Source organism: Conexibacter stalactiti (genome assembly GCF_033542075.1).
GTDB classification, from domain to species: Bacteria; Actinomycetota; Thermoleophilia; order Solirubrobacterales; family Solirubrobacteraceae; genus Conexibacter; species Conexibacter stalactiti.
In genome coordinates, this window is the sequence record NZ_JAWSTH010000055.1 from 25790 (window position 1) to 39414 (window position 13625).

Sequence of the window (13625 nt, forward strand, 5' to 3'; positions counted from 1 at the left end):
ATGCCGCTGTATCTGATCGAGCGGACCTTCGCCGACAAGCTCGACCTCACCGACGACGACGTCGAGCTGATCGAGGCGGCCAACGGCGACGAGGGCGTGCGCTGGCTGTTCTCATTCCTCAGCGCCGACAGACGGCGCACCTACTGCCTCTACGAGGCGCCGTCGCCGGACGCGATCCTGGCGGCCGCCCACAAGGCCGACGTTCCGGCTGACGCGATCGTCGAGGTGAGCGCGGCGACGCCGCAGTTCTCCGGGCGGCTGCGCGACTGGGCCGACACCGTGGGCTGATCAGCCCGCCGCGCCCGCGCTCGCCTCACCGGCGCGGGCCTCGATCGCGGCGAGCGTCTTCCCCATCTCTCTGTCGAAGATGCGCGTGCCGATCGCGCCGAGCAAGCCGCCGACGAGGCGTCCCTTCAGGTTCTTGCCGTCGCGCACGACGACGATGTCGATCTTCGTCGTCCCGTCGGGCTGCGGCGTGAGCGTGTAGGTGTGACCGGAGGCGCCGCCCCAGGTGTTCGAATCGGTCGTCGTCAGCCTGATGTGGCGCGGCGAGGACCAGTCGTAGCGCAGCCGCTCCCAGATGCCGCCGGAGCCCTCCGTGACGTCGGCCCAGTCGGGGCCCTGGTCGTGCACTCTCAGTGACGCGTCGGCGCTGCGGCCGAAGATCTCCGAGCGGCCCGGTCCGAAGTCGGTCAGCGCGGCGAGGAACTGCTCCGGCGTCGCGGTCGTCGTCTTGGTGAGGTGGATCGTCGCCATGCTTGCTCCTTGGGATGTGGGGCTGCCCGTCACACCCTATGCGCGCCCTCGACGGCGCCGATGTCATGGCGCGGCAACGTTCTGGTGCGGGTTTTCAAACGACACTTGTTAGGCATCCCTTACTTGTGTTAGGTTGCCCTAAGAGCCGGCACGGCTCAAGGCGCGGGAACGAGTCTCGCGTCAACCACAGAACTAGGGGAGTTCACATGTCACGCAGACGTTCGTCCCGCGTGGGCGTCCTGCTGTCCCTTGCCGCAACGATCGTTGCGTTCGCCTTCGTCGTCCCGTCGGCCGCCTCGGCCGGTCAGGTCGATTGGGACCTGCGCGCGAGCTGGCTCAGATACGTCACCAGATGGGGCGGGAGAACCGTCGCCGTCAGCCCGGGCACGTTCTCGACGCCGACGCTGAGCCTGCCGCAGGTCGGCACGGGCGCCGGCACCACCGCGCAGTACGACGGCGGCTTCCGCTCGACGATCGTGCTGCACGGCGTCGACGTGCAAATCGAGGACATCTCGGTCGACTACAACACCGGCGCGGTCGTCGGCAACGGTCACTACACGCCGCTGCTGAGCAGATCGATCCCGTTCACCGGCTGGAACCTCTTCACGCTCACGGGCGGCACGAAGTCGACCGCGGGCGCACTGAAGTGGTGGTCCGGCGCGACGGCCACGCTGACGGCCAACGGCGCGACCGTCTTCAACGGCGGCTCCAACGGCTCCTACGCGGCCGGCCAGGAGTTCGGCACGTTCGAGGCGGAAGGCGACTTCTAGCCGCGTCGCCGCGGATCGCCGCGGCACACCAGACAAGAGCACGAGCCGGTCGGGTCCATCCCGGCCGGCTCGTCGCAGTTGGAGAACGCGCCGGGGGACGCGGATCTGAGACCGGAACGAGGAGTGCGATCGCAGTGAGACGAACGAAGGCGACGTTGGCGGCAGTGGCCGGCGTCGCGGCATTGGCGGCGGCAGTGCCCGCAGGCGCGAGCGCCGCGGCCGGCTGGACCCCCGTCGCGCCGATTCCCGCAAGCGGCAGCGCCGGCTATCCGAGCGTCGCGTACGACGCCGACGGCACCGCGACCGCCCTGTGGCTGCAGAACATGGGCGAGCAGGTGCTCAAAAGCGCGACCAAGCCGGCCGGCGGCAACTGGTCGCAGCCGACCACGCTGACCGGCAGCTACTCGTCGAATGGCAAGACGGCGCTCGCCGTCGCCGACGACGGCACGGCGACCGCCGTCTGGCGCAACGACACGAGAATCGAGACCGCAACGCGCGGCAGCGACGGCAGCTGGACGGCGGTCGAGCCGATCAGCGTCGACGGCGACAACCCGACCAGCCCGCCGAGCATCGTCGTCGACGACAGCGGCACGGCGACCGCGGCGTGGTCCCAGGGCTGCGCGGTGATCGTCTCGACGCGGCCGGCGCGCAGCGACACGTGGTCGAACCCGAGAGCGATCTTCACCGTCACCGAGGACCCCTGCGGGGCGACCACGGCCGGCTACGGCACGATCCCGCGGGCGCCGGCGCTCGGCGTCGACCGCGACGGCAACGTCACTGCCGTCTGGCGCACCGGCACGAACTCCGGCAGCTCGGTCAGAACGCTCAAGAGCGCGGTTCGCACCGGTGGGCCCAGAGGCACCTGGAGCGCCCCGAAGCTGATCGCCGAGCCGGCCGCCAGAGCGACCACCAACCAGTTGGAGCCGAAGCTCGTCGTCGACGTCGACGGCCGCGCCGTCGTCACCTGGCCCGTCTTCGACGGCGGTGCCGCCGTCGCGACACGGCCGGCCGGCGCCGACGCGGCGTGGGACGCGACCACCACGCCGCTGCCCTCGACGAGATCCGCGACCGCGTCGGTCGCGCTCGACGCCCACGGCCGCGCGAGCGTCGCGTGGGACGTCGCGCCCGACGGCGTGACCCCGGGCGCGATCAAGCTTTCGACCGTCTCGGCCGCCGGTGCCTGGAGCGCTCCGGAGACCGTCGCGACGCTGCCCGAGGGCGCGGCCGCGTTCGCGCCGCAGCTGGCGCTCGACGACGACGGCGGCGCGCTCGTCGCCTGGTCGCGCTCGGCCGGCGGCGCCAGCCCCGCCAGCGTCGAGGCGGCCCGCCGTCCGGCCGGCGGCGCCTGGGGCGCGGTCACGGCGCTCGCCGCCGACGCGCCGTTCCAGACCGTCGTCGGCCTGGCCGGCGACGAGCTCGGCAACGCGACCGTCGCGTGGCCGGTCGGCCCCGAGGCCGTCGACCCGTCCGACACCTCGTCGCTGACCGCGATCGCGACTGCCGACGACCTCGTCGAGCCGGCGCTGCGGACCGACTGGAGCGGCCGCGCCGACCCGACCGCCAACAGCCTCCACTCGTGGGTCAGATACCTCTACACGTTCTGGCCCTCGGCGATCCCCGGCGTCCCGGACGGGCCCGGCTTCGTCGAGCCCAGCGACGGCGCGACCTGGCCCGACCCGGCTGACCGCTACAGCTGGCGCTGGGGGCAGGCCGACGCGTGGCGCGACGTCACCAACGGCGAGCTGGTGCTCGACCAGCAGGGCACGCTGCGCTTCGCGATGCCCTCGCACGGGATCGACATCCGGCTCGTCAATCCGGACCTGCGCGTCGCCGCCGACGGCAGAACGGCGCGGCTGATCAGCGACGGCTTCGCGAGCGGCTCGATGGCGGACGCGAGAGCGGGCAGAACCGCGCTCGTGCCGTTCACGAACCTGCACGTGCTCGACGTCGACCTCGAGGCCGGCGGCTACCGCGCCGGCACGGCGGTCGGGCGGCGCAGCTGGATCGGGGCGCCCGCGACGATGACCTCGATCGCGGGACAGACGCTGGGCGTCACCTACGCCGGTGCGCCGTTCGGCAAGCTGACGTTCAGCGCGCCGGCGACGGTGCCCGACCGCGAGCCGCCGGTCGACAGAAGACCGCCGGTCAACCCGCCGCCGCCGTACGACCCGCCGCCGGCGAGACCGCCGGTCGATACGCCAAGACCGCCGACGGCCGCGCCGGTGCTGAGAACGGTCAGACGGGCCGCCTTCGACCGCGGCGGGGTCGCGACGGTCGCGAGCTTCTCGTGCCCGCGCGGCAGCTGCGTCGTGACGGTGCCGAGATCGCTGCGCGTGAGAATCGCGGGCAGACGGTACGCGCTGAGACTGCTGGCGCCGAAGACGCTCAGAGCGGGCAAGCGCGGCACGGTCCGCGTGCAGCTCTCCAGAGCGGCGCGCAGAGCGCTCGCCGGGCGCAGATTCGCCGTCCGCTTCACGGTCCGCGTGAGAGCCGGCGCGACGACGACGAGCCGCGTCGTCAGAGCGACGCTGAGCGTTCCGAGAGCAGCCAGAAGAGGAGCGAAGGGCCGCCGCTAGCGATCCGCGGCTCCGTCGGCGCTGGCGCGGGCCCTCAGGCCGGCGCCGGCGCCGGCGGCTGCTCGCGATCGAGCTCGCGCGGGGAGAGCGCGTGCTCGATCGCCATGATCGCCGTGCCGCGGGTGCCGGCGCGGTCGCCGAGGCGGCTGGGGACGATCTGCAGGTGCTGGGTCGCCAGCGGCGCCGCGCGCTGGTGGACGATCTCGCGCACGCCGGCGGCGAACGGCTCGCTGCCGGCGAGGTCGCCGCCGAGCACGACGACGGTCGGGTTGAGCGCGTTGACGAGACCGGCGAGCACCTCGCCGAGCAGCCGGCCGGCTTCGCGCGCGATCGCCATCGCGGTGGTGTCGTGGCGCTTGACCAGCTCGTCGAAGGCGCGCGGCTCGGTCACGTCGAGGCCGCGCGACAGCGCTCTGCGCACGAGCGCGGCGCTGCCGATCACCGCCTCCAGGCAGCCGCTGTTGCCGCAGACGCAGGGCGTGTCGTAGCCGCGCACGGCGATGTGGCCGATCTCGCCGGCGGCGCCCTGGCCGCCGCGGAAGACCCTGCCGCCGGCGACGATGCCGCAGCCGACGCCGGTGCCGACCTTCGCGTACAGCAGCTCGTCGCACTCGGGCCAGTACTCGACCTGCTCGGCGAGCGCCATCGCGTTGGCGTCGTTGTCGACGATCACGCGCGCGCCGAAGCGGGCCGCCAGCCGGCCCGCGATGTCGTAGCCGTCCCAGCCGGGCATGATCGGCGGGCTGACCGGCCGGCCCGTCGCGAACGCGACCGGCCCCGGCACGTCGACGCCGACCGCGAGCACCTCGCCGACGTCGCGGCCGCTGCGCGCCAGCAGCGCGTCGAGCCTGCGCTCGACGTGCGCGAGCACGACGTCGGGACCCTCGGCGATCGCGATCGCCCCGGCGCTCTCCAGCAGCATCCGTCCCTCGAGGTCGGTGACGGCGAGGTCGGCGTGGCTGGCGCCGAGGTCGACGGCGAGCACGATCGCGCCGCCCGGGTCGAAGGCGAAGGTGCCGGCGGGCCGTCCGCCGGTCGACGCCTGCTCGCCGAGCGGCTTCACGAGGCCGCGCTCGATCAGCGCGTCGAGCCGCTGCGCGACGGTCGCGCGACCGAGCCCCGTGCGGGCGCCGAGGTCGGCTCGCGTCAGCGGTCCATGCCGCCGGATCGTCTGCAGGACGGCGCCGAGCCCCGCCGTGCCGTCATCGATCGCCATCCCATAGGACTATAGGAATGCGCTCACGCGCGCAGCGCGGCTGCCGCGCGCGCCTGCTCGCTGATCTGCTTCCACGCCCCGTCGGCGATCTGCTGGCGGGTCGCGATCCACGAGCCGCCGACGCACAGCACGTTGCTCAGCGCCAGCCAGTCGGGCGCGCTCGCGACGTCGATCCCGCCGGTCGGGCAGAAGCGCATCTCCGCGAACGGGGCGCCGAGCGCGCGCAGCGCCGGGATCCCGCCGGCCGCGACGGCGGGGAAGAACTTCGCGTGCCGCAGGCCGCGCTCGTGCAGCGCCAGCAGCTCCGACGCCGTCGCGCAGCCGGGCAGGAACGGCAGCTCCTCGTCAGTGAGCGCGTCGAGCAGCCGCTCGGTCGCACCGGGCGTGACGAGGAAGGAGGCGCCGGCGGTGCGCGCGTCGCGCGCCTGCGCGGCGCTCAGCACGGTGCCGGCGCCGACGGCGATCTCCGGCACCGCCGAGGCGATCCGCTCGATCGCCGAGAGCGCGGCCGGCGTGCGCAGCGTCAGCTCGATCGAGCGCAGCCCGCCGTCCAGCAGCGCCTGCGCGAGCGGGATCGCGTCAGCCGCCTTGTCGAGCACCACGACGGGGACCACCGGGTCGCGCGTCAGCAGCGCGTCGAGCGTGGCGGTGGGGTGCAGGACGGTGCTCATGCGTGGGCTCCGATCGGGGGGAAGGGGGAGACGGCGGGCGCCGGCGCGGGCGCGCCGCCGATCACCGAGGCGCCCTCGTCGGCGCGGCCGACGAGATCGCGGAAGCGGTCGAACAGGTCGCGGCCGGTGCCGGCCCAGGCGCCGGCCGGCGCGGCGTTGTCGAGCGGCTCGCGCGCGGCGAGATCGACGCCGATCACGTCGAGCGTGCCGGCCTCGCAGTCGAGCTCGATCAGGTCGCCGTCGCGCAGGCGCGCGAGCGGACCGCCGTCGCGCGCCTCCGGCGTGCAGTGGATCGCGGCGGGGATGCGGCCGGAGGCGCCCGACATGCGCCCGTCGGTGACGAGCGCGACGGCGTGGCCGCGGTCCTGCAGGATCCCGAGCGGCGGCGTCAGCTTGTGCAGCTCCGGCATGCCGTTGGCGCGCGGCCCCTGGAAGCGCACGACCGCGACGAGGTCGCCGTCCAGCTCGCCGGCGTCGAAGGCGGCGAGCAGGTGGGCCTGGTCGTCGAAGACCCGCGCCGGCGCGCGCACGACGCGATGCTCGGGCGCGACCGCCGAGATCTTCACGACGGCGCTGCCGAGTGAGCCGCCGAGCAGGCGCAGGCCGCCGTCGGGGCTGAACGGCTCGGCGGGCGAGCGCAGCACGCTGGCGTCGACCACCTCGCGCGCGACCGGCGCCCAGCTCAGCTGCCCGTCTTCCAGCACGGGCTGCTCGGCGTAGCGGCGCAGGCCGCGCCCGGCGACCGTCTTGACGTCCTCGTGCATCAGCCCGTGGGCGAGCAGCTCGGAGATCAGGTACGAGGTGCCGCCGGCGGCGTGGAAGTGGTTGACGTCGGCCGAGCCGTTGGGGTAGATCCGCGCCAGCAGCGGCACGGCGCGCGACAGCTCGTCGAAGTCGCTCCACTCCAGCCGGATCCCCGCGGCGGCGGCGATCGCGACGAGGTGCAGCGTGTGGTTGGTCGAGCCGCCGGTCGCCAGCAGCGCGACGACGCCGTTGACGATCGCGCGCTCGTCGACGATCTCGCCGATCGGCGTGTAGTCGTCGCCGAGCGCGGTGATCGCGGCGACACGGCGGCCGGCCGCCTCCGTCAGCGCTCTGCGCAGCGGCGTGCCGGGGTTGACGAAGGCCGAGCCGGGCAGCTGCAGCCCCATCGCCTCGACGACGAGCTGGTTGGAGTTGGCGGTGCCGAAGAAGGTGCAGGTGCCGGGGGCGTGGTAGGCCGACGCCTCGGCGTCGAGCAGGTCCTCTCTGCTCAGCAGGCCCTGCGCGTGCTGCTGGCGGATGCGGCTCTTCTCTCTGTTCGGCAGGCCGGAGGGCATCGGCCCGGCCGGCACCAGCAGCGCGGGCAGGTGACCGAAGGAGAGCGCGCCGATCAGCAGGCCGGGGACGATCTTGTCGCAGATCCCCAGCAGCAGCGCGCCGTCGAACATGTCGTGCGCGAGCGCGACGGCGGTCGACATCGCGATCACGTCGCGGCTGAAGAGCGACAGCTCCATCCCGGCACGGCCCTGCGTGATCCCGTCGCACATCGCCGGCACGCCGCCGGCGAACTGCGCGACGCCGCCGGCCGTCATCACCGCGCGCTTGAGCGTCTGCGGGTAGGTGACGTAGGGCTGGTGGGCCGACAGCATGTCGTTGTAGGAGGAGACGATCGCGACGTTCGCGCGCGGGGTCGCGCGCAGCAGCGCCTTCTCCTCCGGCGCGCAGGCGGCGAAGCCGTGGGCGAAGTTCGCGCAGCCGAGGTCGCCGCGCGCGGGCCCCTGCATGACGGCGGTCCGGATGCGCTCGAGGTATGCGCCACGGGAGCGCGCGCTGCGGGCCGCGATCCGCTCGGTGACGGCGGCGACGGTGGGGTTCATCTCCTGCATGCCACCCAATATGCCGGCTAGTGAGCAAAAGTCAATGAGGTTCACGCAAAAGTTGCGTCGCTGTGAACAAAATGGTCACGTGGGCGCGCAACGTCCCTGATCGGGGGGAATCGCGTCGCCCGCTCGACCGCGCGGCGGCCCGGCGCGAAAAGATGTCGGCCGAATCCGAGATCGAGGCTCCCTGACATGGCATTGGACTGCACCTACCGGCTGCGCATCCCCCATCGCGTCGGCCAGCTCGCGACCGTCGCCGGACGGATCGCCGAGCACGACGGCGTGATCGGCGACATCACGACGGTCAACGTCGGGCGCCACGAGGCGCTGCGGGAGATCACCGTCGAGGTGCGCGACAAGGCGCATGCGAACGAGCTGGCCGCCGGCCTGGAGGCGCTGCCGGAGGTGAGCGTCATCTGGTTCCACGACCGTGCGTTCATGGCCCACGACGACGGCAAGCTGGAGGTCGTCGGGCGCAGACCGGTCCGCTCGATCCAGGACGTGCGCGACGTCTACACGCCCGGCGTGGCGCGCGTCTCGCAGGCGATCCACGACCACCCGGAGCTGGCGAGAAGATTCACGATGATCGGCCGCAGCGTCGCGATCGTGACCAACGGCACGCGCGTGCTCGGCCTCGGCGACATCGGCCCGGTCGCGGCGATGCCGGTGATGGAAGGCAAGGCGCTCTTCTACAGCCAGCTCGTCGGCGTCAGCGCGGTGCCGATCCTGGTCGACACGAAGGACGTCGACGAGTTCGTCGAGACGGTCGTGCGGATCGCGCCGGGCTTCGGCGGGATCCACCTCGAGGACATCTCGGCGCCGGCCTGCTTCGAGATCGAGCGGCGGCTGATCGAGCGGCTGCCGCAGCCGGTGATGCACGACGATGTCCACGGCACCGCGGTCGTCACGTTCTCCGCCGCGATCGCCGCCTGCCGCCACGTCGGCAAGCGCCTGGACCAGGCGGTCGTCGGGCAGATCGGGCTCGGCGCCGCCGGCTACGGCATCGCGACGCTGATCCACGACGCCGGCGTCCACCGCGTGCTCGCCTCCGACCCCAACCCCGACGCGCAGGCGCAGGCGGCGGCGAGAGGGATCGAGATCCACGACCTCGAGACGGTCATGCGGGAGGCCGACGTGGTCGTCGCCACCAGCGGCCGTGCCGGCCTGATCGACCCGGCGCTGGTCCAGCCCGGCCAGGTCGTGCTGGCGCTGACCAACCCCGCGCCGGAGATCGAGCCGGAGGCGGCGCTGGCCGCCGGCGCCGCCTTCGCGGCCGACGGCACCAGCGTCAACAACGTGCTCGGCTACCCGGGGATCTTCAAGGGCGCGCTGCTGGCGGGGGCGAGCGCCATCAACCTCGAGATGAAGCGCGCCGCCGCCTGGGCGCTCGCCGGCCTCACCGTCGAGTCCGAGCTGGTCCCGGACGTGCTCGACCCGCACGTCCACGACGTCGTCGCCCAAGCGGTCCGTGACGCCGCGATCGACTCCGGCGTGGCACAGCTCGAGGCGACGCCGGAGGCGCTGGCACAGAGCTTCTGAGCGTGCTCGTGGCGCGTCGGCGTGGCATTGCTCCGCCGTCCTGCGAGTAGAGTCGGCGAGGGCCATGGAGGTGCTGAGACGCAACAACGTCGTAGTTTCCGGAGCGCCCGACGGGCGGCCGCTGCTGTTCGCCCACGGCTTCGGCTGCGACCAGGCGATGTGGCGCCATGTCGCGCCGGCATTCGAAGCCGACCACCGCGTGGTCCTGTTCGACCACGTCGGCGCCGGCGGCTCCGACGTCGAGGCCTACGACTTCGATCGCTATCGCACGCTCGACGCCTACGCCGAGGACGTCGCCGAGATCTGCGCGGCGCTGGAGCTGGAGGACGTCGTCTTCGTCGGCCACTCGGTCAGCGCGATGATCGGCGTGCTGGCCGCGCGCCTGGACCCGGCGCGCTTCGGCGCGCTCGTGATGGTCGGCCCCTCGCCGCGCTACGTGGACGACGACGGCTACGTCGGCGGCTTCGCCGACGACGAGATCGACGAGCTGCTGGAGTCGCTGGAGAGCAACTACCTCGGCTGGTCGAGCGCGATGGCGCCGGCGATCATGGGCAATCCCGAGCGGCCGGAGCTGGCGCAGGAGCTGACCAACAGCTTCTGCCGCGCCGACCCGGCGATCGCGCGCCAGTTCGCCGAGGCGACCTTCCGCTCCGACAACCGCGCCGACCTCGCCGGCGTGCGCGTGCCGACGCTGGTGCTGCAGTGCTCCAACGACGTGATCGCGCCGGTCGCGGTCGGCGAGTACGTCCACGCGCAGATCCCCGGCAGCAGCTACGTGCTGCTCGACGCGACCGGCCACTGCCCGAACCTGAGCGCGCCCGCGGCGACGACCGCGGCGATCAAGGAGTTCCTCGCTGAGTGATCGCGCCGACGACCTCGCGGATGAGCTGTACGACGAGGCCCCGTGCGGCTTCCTCTCCACGCTCCCCGACGGGTCGATCGTCAAGGTCAACCGCACGCTCGCGGAGTGGACGGGCTACACGCGCGAAGAGTTGCTGCAACGGCGGTTCGTCGACCTGCTGACGGCCGGCGGGCGGATCTACCACGAGACCCACTACGCGCCGCTGCTGTCGATGCAGGGCGCGGTGCGCGAGATCGCCGTCGAGCTGCGCCGCGCCGACGGGACCCGGCTGCCGGTGCTCGTCAACTCGGTCCTCAAGCGCGACGCGGAGGAGCGCCCGCTGCTGATCTACACGACCGTCTTCGACGCGACCGAGCGGCGCCGCTACGAGCGCGAGCTGCTGCGGGCGCGCGACGTCGAGCGGCGCGGACGCGAGGAGGAGGCGGAGGTCGCCCACGTGCTCCAGAGCAGCATGCTGGCGTCGCAGCCGCTGACCGACGAGCGCGTGCGCGTCGGGACCGCCTACCAGCCCGCGATCGAGAGCCTCGAGGTCGGTGGCGACTGGCACGACGCCTTCGCGATCGACGCCGACCGCGTCGGCGTCGTCGTCGGCGACGTCGTCGGGCGCGGGATCGGCGCCGCGACGGTGATGGGCCAGCTGCGCAGCGCCACGCGCGCGCTCGCGCTCGCCGGGCTCGACGGCCCGGCCGCGGTCGTGACGGCGCTCGACCGCTTCGCCGCCGACCTGCCGCAGGCGCTGATGGCGACGCTCGTCTACGCCGAGATCGAGCCGGCCAGCGGCGCGGTGCGGCTGCTCAGCGCCGGCCATCCGCCGCCGCTGCTGCTGGCGCCCGACCGCGATCCGGTCGTGATCGGCAGCGGTCGCTGGCTGCCGCTCGGCGTCGCGCACGCCGGCGAGCGGCCGGTCGAGGCGCGCCTGACGCTCGCTCCCGGCGCCCAACTGCTGCTCTACAGCGACGGGCTCGTCGAGCGCCGCGGCGAGAGCTTCGACCGCGGCGTCGCACGGCTCGCTGACGCGCTGTCGCGAATGCGCGGCCACGACCCGCAGGCGCTCGTCGACATGCTGATGGAGCTGTTCGGCAGCCCTGCCAGCGCGCGCGACGACGTCTGCCTGCTGAGCGTCGAGCGGGCCGCTCAGCCGTCTCCCGGCGGCGTCACGTAGGCGTTGCCGAGCACCGTCGGCGCGAACGAGCGGGCGGTCGCGGCGCGCGCCAGCGGTCTCAGCGCGAACAGGTCCTCGATCGAGCGCAGCAGCGAGTACGGGTCGTAGTCGCCGCCCGCCGTCGTGCCGGCGGCGGCGAAGCGCGACAGCAGCAGCGCGCCGTTGCGGAGGTCCGCCGCGGCCGGCGCGGGCGCTCCGGCGGCGACGGTGCGGCCGGCGAAGGTGACGATCAGCAGGCCGTCGCGTCTGTAGGCCGGCGAGGCGAGGATCTTCGGCACCCAGCTCGCGAGGAAGGCGTCCGCCGCCGGCAGGCCGCCGGGGCTGCCGTCGGCGCACGGCGACTCGCTGCCGCTGTTGCAGAGGTTGGGCGCGACGTAGCTGTAGTTGGGCGTCGTCGCGACCTTTCCGAGGTCTCTCTCCAGCCGCTCCAGCGGACCGTCGAGCGCGTCGCAGTCGCCGAGGTCGAGCAGCGAGTGGAAGTAGACGAAGGGGTTGCGGCGGGTCGCGTAGCCGTCGCCGGCCCGGTCTCTGAGCGTGTCGTCGGCGGCATTGGATGCCGGCCGGCGGCAGGTCGCGCGTCTCTCAGGTCCCTTGTCGAGGTCTTGGACATAGGCGCGCCAGACGCGGCGGCTGGCCGTCAGCTGGTCGCCAATCGTCGTGACCGTGTTGGGGAAGACGCAGCCGTCGGCGCGGATCTCGCCCGTTCTCGTCGGCGTGGTCGCGAGCGGGATCTCGGTGAAGCTGGGGCAGTCGGCGCTCGTCTGCGCGTTCGGCGGCTGGCCGCCGACCTGGGCGAGGTGGTCGGGCAGCTGCGCGGCGCCGAGCGCTCTGAAGCCCTCCAGCACGACGCCGCGCGGGCGCAGTCTGCCGGCCAGGTAGGGGGCGCTCGACTGCGGGCCGAAGGCGGCGTCGAAGCCGTGCCCGGCGAGCGCGATCACGAAGACGTGTCTGATCTTGGTCGGCTTCGGCGCGGCGGCGTCGGCGTTCGGGTCGGTGGGCGCGTCGTCCGTGCCCTCGTCGCTCGTCTCCTCCTCGGCCGGCGCCTCCTCGTCCGCCGTCGCGGCCGGCTCCTCAGCGGCGCTCTCGGCGACGGCCGTGTCGTCGAAGCTCTCGACCGTCTCCGCGGCGTCGTCCTCGGCCGGCTCCTCGTCGCCGCTCGCGTCGTCGTCGGTGTCCTGCTCGGCGGTGATCGCGCTCGCCAGCAGCGGGGTGGTGATGGTGCGCTCGCTCTGCGCCGCGGTCCGCAGCGCGAGCGGCGCCTCGACGGCGCCGCGCCCGCCCTCGAACAGCACCAGCGCGGTCGCCAGCAGCGACAGCACCCCGAGCGCCCACAGCTGCGCGCGGCTCATGGCGCCGACCCGTTCAACGGCGGCTGCGCGGGGGCCGTGGGCGGCTGGGCCGGTCCGATCCCGCCCCGCAACGCCCGCTCGACCGCCTCCAGCGCCTGGTCGACACGCTGCAGCTCAGCCGCCTTCGCCGTCAGCACCTCCATCCGCACGTGGTCGCGGATCGCCATCTCGTAGAAGACGCCGCCGAGGTCGGCCTGCAGCAGCGTGAAGCGCTCGGTCAGGCGGTCGCGCTCGGCCAGCAGCTCGCGGTCGTAGGCGGGCGCGGCCTGCGCGGCGGCCGCCTCGCGCCGGGCACGCGCGGCCAGCTTCGAGGCCGGCTGCAGCCCGTCGGGCGCGGCGCTCGCGCCCCAGCCGCGCAGTCGTCTCCAGATCCCCGTCACGGGATCACGATCTGATCGGGCAGGCCGCGCTGCGATTCGACGTACTCCTTGCCCTTCGAGTTGGCGATCTTCTCGAGCGCTCTTCTGCTCTCGGCTCTCGTTCTCGGCGTCACTCTCGCGCCGGTCAGCTGGCGCGCGTCGCCGTATCTCGTGTGCGCGATCACTCTGCCGCCGTCGCTGGCGGAGCGCTTCGCCTCGTCTCTGGCCGCCTTCTCATCGGCGTCGCCTGCGGAGCCGCCGCCGTCGCCCGCGTCGTCGGCGACGGCCGCGGCGCCGGTGCCCGCGCCGCCGACGATGTTGATCGTCGGCGGCTTCTGCGCGTTGAGCGCCTCGACGAGCAGCGCGCGGTCGTCGCCGGCGCCGCGGCCGACGAAGACGCCGACCGCCGCCGCCAGCGGCAGCAGCGCGAACGCGAGCGCCGTCGCGACGCCCGCGCCGCCGCGACGGTCGGCGGCGACGAACCAGCGCGCGACGGGATCGTC

The 13625-nt window shown here is 73.6% G+C and carries 13 protein-coding genes; 6 read left to right on the top strand and 7 right to left on the bottom strand.

Features of this window, described 5'->3' with window-relative positions; all coding sequences use genetic code 11:
- Nucleotides 1-288 carry a DUF4242 domain-containing protein gene (locus R7226_RS18915; protein ID WP_318598807.1) on the top strand — a complete coding sequence of 96 codons (288 nt, stop codon included), beginning with the start codon at nucleotides 1-3 and terminating at the stop codon, nucleotides 286-288.
- Here the strand turns inward: R7226_RS18915 and R7226_RS18920 are convergent, their stop codons facing one another.
- Nucleotides 289-756, bottom strand: coding sequence for an SRPBCC family protein (locus R7226_RS18920; protein WP_318598808.1), 468 nt, complete (start codon nucleotides 754-756; stop codon nucleotides 289-291). It abuts the gene before it with no gap.
- Nucleotides 757-986: 230 nt separating this feature from the next.
- Between R7226_RS18920 and R7226_RS18925 the strand changes: the two genes are divergently transcribed.
- Nucleotides 987-1526, top strand: coding sequence for an HtaA domain-containing protein (locus R7226_RS18925; RefSeq protein WP_318598809.1), 540 nt, complete (start codon nucleotides 987-989; stop codon nucleotides 1524-1526).
- A 134-nt stretch (nucleotides 1527-1660) separates the two neighbouring features.
- Complete coding sequence (locus R7226_RS18930; protein ID WP_318598810.1) at nucleotides 1661-4102, top strand: HtaA domain-containing protein; 2442 nt, start codon at nucleotides 1661-1663, stop codon at nucleotides 4100-4102.
- Between the two features lie 34 nt (nucleotides 4103-4136).
- Here R7226_RS18930 and R7226_RS18935 read toward each other — a convergent pair whose 3' ends face one another.
- From R7226_RS18935 to edd, 3 genes are read right to left on the bottom strand one after another with little or no spacing between them, the layout of a single operon-like run.
- Nucleotides 4137-5318, bottom strand: a complete 1182-nt coding sequence (locus R7226_RS18935) for an ROK family transcriptional regulator (protein ID WP_318598811.1) — start codon at nucleotides 5316-5318, stop codon at nucleotides 4137-4139.
- 23 nt (nucleotides 5319-5341) lie between these two features.
- On the bottom strand, nucleotides 5342-5989 hold the full coding sequence (eda, locus tag R7226_RS18940; RefSeq protein ID WP_318598812.1) for a bifunctional 4-hydroxy-2-oxoglutarate aldolase/2-dehydro-3-deoxy-phosphogluconate aldolase: 648 nt from the start codon (nucleotides 5987-5989) through the stop codon (nucleotides 5342-5344).
- Entirely contained in the window at nucleotides 5986-7857 is a 1872-nt protein-coding gene (gene edd / locus R7226_RS18945; RefSeq protein WP_404827875.1) for a phosphogluconate dehydratase, read from the bottom strand. The genes eda and edd overlap by 4 nt, the downstream gene beginning before the upstream one ends.
- 186 nt (nucleotides 7858-8043) lie before the next feature.
- Between edd and R7226_RS18950 the strand changes: the two genes are divergently transcribed.
- From R7226_RS18950 to R7226_RS18960, 3 genes are all read left to right on the top strand, one after another.
- Complete coding sequence (locus tag R7226_RS18950; protein WP_318598814.1) at nucleotides 8044-9390, top strand: NAD-dependent malic enzyme; 1347 nt, start codon at nucleotides 8044-8046, stop codon at nucleotides 9388-9390.
- A 64-nt stretch (nucleotides 9391-9454) separates the two neighbouring features.
- Nucleotides 9455-10252 carry an alpha/beta fold hydrolase gene (locus R7226_RS18955; RefSeq protein ID WP_318598815.1) on the top strand — a complete coding sequence of 266 codons (798 nt, stop codon included), beginning with the start codon at nucleotides 9455-9457 and terminating at the stop codon, nucleotides 10250-10252.
- 25 nt (nucleotides 10253-10277) lie between these two features.
- Entirely contained in the window at nucleotides 10278-11414 is a 1137-nt protein-coding gene (locus R7226_RS18960) for a SpoIIE family protein phosphatase (RefSeq protein WP_318598819.1), read from the top strand.
- Here the strand turns inward: R7226_RS18960 and R7226_RS18965 are convergent.
- The 3 genes from R7226_RS18965 to R7226_RS18975 all read right to left on the bottom strand — a co-directional run.
- Nucleotides 11387-12763, bottom strand: a complete 1377-nt coding sequence (locus tag R7226_RS18965; RefSeq protein ID WP_318598816.1) for an alkaline phosphatase family protein — start codon at nucleotides 12761-12763, stop codon at nucleotides 11387-11389. The genes R7226_RS18960 and R7226_RS18965 overlap by 28 nt on opposite strands.
- Nucleotides 12760-13143, bottom strand: coding sequence for a hypothetical protein (locus R7226_RS18970; RefSeq protein WP_318598817.1), 384 nt, complete (start codon nucleotides 13141-13143; stop codon nucleotides 12760-12762). The genes R7226_RS18965 and R7226_RS18970 overlap by 4 nt, the downstream gene beginning before the upstream one ends.
- On the bottom strand, nucleotides 13140-13625 hold a 486-nt coding region (locus R7226_RS18975; RefSeq protein WP_318598818.1), incomplete at its 5' end, for a hypothetical protein. The genes R7226_RS18975 and R7226_RS18970, both read right to left, overlap by 4 nt.

Coding starts and splice junctions, on each gene's coding strand:
- R7226_RS18955 (WP_318598815.1), top strand. CDS start 9,455: ATGGAGGTGCTGAGACGCAACAACGTCGTAGTTTCCGGAGCGCCCGAC.
- R7226_RS18915 (WP_318598807.1), top strand. CDS start 1: ATGCCGCTGTATCTGATCGAGCGGACCTTCGCCGACAAGCTCGACCTC.
- eda (WP_318598812.1), bottom strand. CDS start 5,989: ATGAGCACCGTCCTGCACCCCACCGCCACGCTCGACGCGCTGCTGACG.
- R7226_RS18950 (WP_318598814.1), top strand. CDS start 8,044: ATGGCATTGGACTGCACCTACCGGCTGCGCATCCCCCATCGCGTCGGC.
- edd (WP_404827875.1), bottom strand. CDS start 7,857: ATGCAGGAGATGAACCCCACCGTCGCCGCCGTCACCGAGCGGATCGCG.
- R7226_RS18935 (WP_318598811.1), bottom strand. CDS start 5,318: ATGGCGATCGATGACGGCACGGCGGGGCTCGGCGCCGTCCTGCAGACG.
- R7226_RS18965 (WP_318598816.1), bottom strand. CDS start 12,763: ATGAGCCGCGCGCAGCTGTGGGCGCTCGGGGTGCTGTCGCTGCTGGCG.
- R7226_RS18920 (WP_318598808.1), bottom strand. CDS start 756: ATGGCGACGATCCACCTCACCAAGACGACGACCGCGACGCCGGAGCAG.